Origin of the sequence: Clostridium sp. Cult1, assembly GCF_021655095.1 — a bacterium.
Lineage (GTDB): Bacteria > Bacillota > Clostridia > Tissierellales > Tepidimicrobiaceae > Schnuerera.
Map to the genome: position 1 here is coordinate 2111887 of NZ_PPXW01000001.1, position 3805 is coordinate 2115691.

At 28.4% G+C, this 3805-nt stretch carries 3 protein-coding genes; all 3 read left to right on the forward strand.

Going from position 1 to position 3805, the window contains the following annotated elements; all coding sequences use genetic code 11:
* Nucleotides 1-1579: B12-binding domain-containing radical SAM protein (locus tag C3E89_RS10555; protein WP_236912840.1), on the forward strand; the 1579-nt coding region annotated here is incomplete at its 5' end.
* 5 nt (nucleotides 1580-1584) lie between these two features.
* Nucleotides 1585-2343: a hypothetical protein gene (locus C3E89_RS10560; protein ID WP_236912842.1), complete on the forward strand. Its 759-nt coding sequence runs from the start codon at nucleotides 1585-1587 to the stop codon at nucleotides 2341-2343.
* An 11-nt stretch (nucleotides 2344-2354) separates the two neighbouring features.
* Nucleotides 2355-3485: a tetratricopeptide repeat protein gene (locus C3E89_RS10565; RefSeq protein WP_236912844.1), complete on the forward strand. Its 1131-nt coding sequence runs from the start codon at nucleotides 2355-2357 to the stop codon at nucleotides 3483-3485.
* Nucleotides 3486-3805 lie beyond the last annotated feature (320 nt).

Consider the following 3805-nt stretch of genomic DNA (forward strand, 5'->3'; position numbering starts at 1 on the left):
TTGGAATAGAGAGGAAACTTTTCAAATATGCGAAGTACTAAAGATTATAAAACCAAAACTGAAGATCATCCTAGGAGGGCCAGAAGTCTCCTTTGATGGAGAGGGTATATTAAAAAAATATTGGTTTATAGATTTTATAATCTACGGAGAAGGAGAAATAACTTTCAAAGAACTGTTAAAAATTCTTCTAAATGGAAAAGATGATTATAGGGGAGTAGATGGAATAATCTATAGACAAGAGGACCAGGTAATAAAAAATCCCCCCAGAGCCTTAGTAGAGAAATTAGATTCTATACCTTCTCCTTATAGAGATATAGAAGATAGTTTTAAACATAAAATTGTCTACTTTGAAAGCTCTAGAGGATGTCCTTTTAATTGCCAGTTCTGCTTATCTTCGACTATTAAAGGAGTTAGATACTTTGGTCTAGAACGGGTAAAAGAAGATTTGGATAGACTTATAGAAGCCCAAGTTAAGCAGGTTAAATTCGTAGATAGGACCTTTAATGCCAATAAAAAGTATGCTATGGAGATTATGGATTTCATTATGGAAAAGGATCCAAAAGATATAAACTTCCATTTTGAGGTTACAGCCCATTTATTAGATAGAGATATGCTTGATTTTATAAAAAAGGCTAAAGAAGGACTTTTTCAATTTGAAATAGGAGTTCAATCAACAAATTCAAAAACCATTGCAGCTGTAGGAAGGACCACGGATTTTGATAAATTAAAAAAAGTGTGTAAAGAAATTAAAAGTAATAACAATATCCACCAACATTTAGATTTGATTGCTGGTCTGCCTTATGAAGACTATGAAAGTTTTAAGAAATCCTTTAATAGTGTATATGAAATAAGGCCGGAGAAAATACAATTAGGCTTTCTAAAGCTGTTAAAAGGTTCAGGATTGAGAAAAAACAAGGATAAATATAATTTTAAGTTTTTAGACAAACCACCTTATGAGGTATTGGAAACAGAATATATTTCCTATGGAGATATGTTGAAGTTGAAAGGAATAGAAGATCTAGTAGAAAAATATTACAATGAGGGCTATTTTAAACATTCAGTTGAGTATTTAATAAATAACGAATATGATACTCCCTTTGATTTTTTCGAAGATCTTTCAGACTACTGGCAAGGGAAAAAATACCATACCATATCTCATAGTAGAAATAGATTGTATGAGATACTATTTAATTTCTATAAGAACAAAGGCTTAGGTAATTTAGCAGTATTTCAGGAATTGATCAAGTATGATTATATATCTAATAACAATAATCCTAATATTCCTAGATTCATAAAGAGAGATAAGGTAAAGTTCATTCAGAGAAATAAACATACTATATTAAGGGACGAAAGGTTGTTAAATAGCTACCTTATCCAATATAAAAATCAGCCTACTAAAGGGATAATTAACAAAATTCATATTGAAAACTTTAAAATAGATCTTAAAAGGTTGATAAAGAAAGGCTATTTATTGGATAACAATATGAATAGAGATAGATATATACTATTTGATTATAAAGATGGTAGCATAAGTAGATGTAAAACTTATGATATAACTGATTTTATTCAAGAGGAGTGATTTGTTTGAACTTTTTTAAAGACGTGATTTTAGTGAATAAAAGCACCCTAAAAAAAAGTATAAAAAGCTTTAGCAAGAATTGGATTATTATATTTACGGGTATAGTTTATGTATTATTAAACATAGCTATGGTCATTTTAATTAACACTTTATTTTCTGGAATACTTTCTATATTGGCTGGTCTTATTATAGCCATTGTAAGTAGTAGTCTTATTTCCAATTATTTATACCTATTATTCAATATAATAAACTATGATAGGATCATCTGGGATAATTTTAAAGAGGGATTTAAATTCTTTTTATGGAAAGTATATGGAATTTTTTTCATAGCTTGGATAGGTAACTTTATTCTATCGTCTATAATGGACATACTAGGGAGTAATGCAGAACTATTAAGTAGAATAGTAAGCGTAATTATAATAATTGGTCTTAATCCATTACCTGAAACCCTTTATCAGAAATATTTATCCTCAGGTGAAAGCATAAAATATGCTTTTGAATTCATGAAGGACAATTGGATTAATTGGTTAATACCGAATGTGTTATTAAATTTAGTTCTATATCTAGTGACCAACAGATGGATATTGAATATATTTACTACCCATTTAGGTTTTAATTTTGATTTTAGCTTAAAAGGCGTCGGCTTTTATATACTAGGCCAAGGGATGTTCTCCTTTATAATGATATATAGAGGCCACCTATTTAAACTGTTGAGCACTAGTACACCAAGAAAAAGAATGTATATGAACAAATTCTATGATTAAAAGGTGATAATATGAAGATTGTTGATGATTATTTTTTGAAAAAAACTGATAAAGTTACTTTTGTACAGCTTAGAAAGGGAACAACTATTAATGTGGGTAATTATATTATTAAAGATCATATTCCCCTTCCCATAGAAACCAATATATTAATAGAAGAAATAAAAGATGGAAATATAGAAGAAGAATTAAAAGTGTCCCATTTAATAGACGGAGTCATATATATACTTGGTATTGATAAGGATTTTAAATATAAAGATGAATATAAAAAAATACTATATAATTATAATTTGAAGATAGAAGATTATATTCTATTCAAGGCATTTAAATTTATAAAAGGAGGTAATCTAGAAGACAGCAGTATATATTTTAGAGCCTTAACGGGTTTGAATCCAGAAAATATAGATGGATTATTTAACTATGCTCTATCATTAGAAAATATGGCTAAGGATTTCATTAATTCAAACCAAAAAGAAAAGGGCGAAGGATTTTTAATAGAATCTACCAATCTATTGGAAACTATATTGGATATAGATGATGAATATGCCCTAGCCTATTATAAACTAGGTTACCATTATAAATACTATGAGCAATTCCAAAAAGCTAAATTAATATGGGAAAAATACATGAAACTAGATAAGGATCATGAAAGATTGCAGGAGATAAGAGAAGAACTAGAACTAATAGAAGATGATGCAAAATTTGAAGAAGGTGTAAATTATCTAACGAATGGTCAATACGAGAAAGCCATAGATAAATTAATGCCTTTATCTTATAAATATGAAGAATGGTGGAATATATTTTATCTAATAGGACTGGCTTATAAGGGTATAGGAGAATATGAAGAAGCTATAAATTTTTTCTACAAGGCTTTAGATTTAGGAGGAGTAGATGTAAATATCTATAATGAATTAGGAATATGCTTATTTGGTTTGGGTAATATAATGGAAGCTATTAATATATTTAACCAAGGTATAGAACAAAATGATACAGATTATAGGATTATATTCAATAGGGGTTTAGCATATTTAAGGTTAGGAATTATTGATAAGGCTATGGAGGATGTTGAAATGGCTTATAATTTAAATCCTAATGATAGGAATGTAAAGAGCCAATTAGATGAACTGAAAAATAATTTAAAATAAAAGATAAATAGAGAAAAGAAGAGGTATTATTCGTTAATAGACAACATAACAAAAAAACAAAACAAAATGACGAATTTTAAGGATTGAATACCTTTTAAAAATATGTTAAGTTATTAAATGTCGTCAGAAAAACCGACAAAAACAAAGTTAAAGATTTAGACGTAAAACTTTGTAAAAAATATTGACAAGAAACACAGAATATGCTATGCTAATATAGCATCACAAATGAACCTAGACAACTAAACAGTGTGAAGTACTTTGAGTAAGAAATAATTAAACAGGCAAACTTTTTAATGAGAGTTTGATCCTGGCTCAGGACG

What these genes read in the sequence shown, in the direction of transcription:
- C3E89_RS10565 (WP_236912844.1), top strand. Translation starts at nt 2,355, where the DNA reads ATGAAGATTGTTGATGATTATTTTTTGAAAAAAACTGATAAAGTTACT.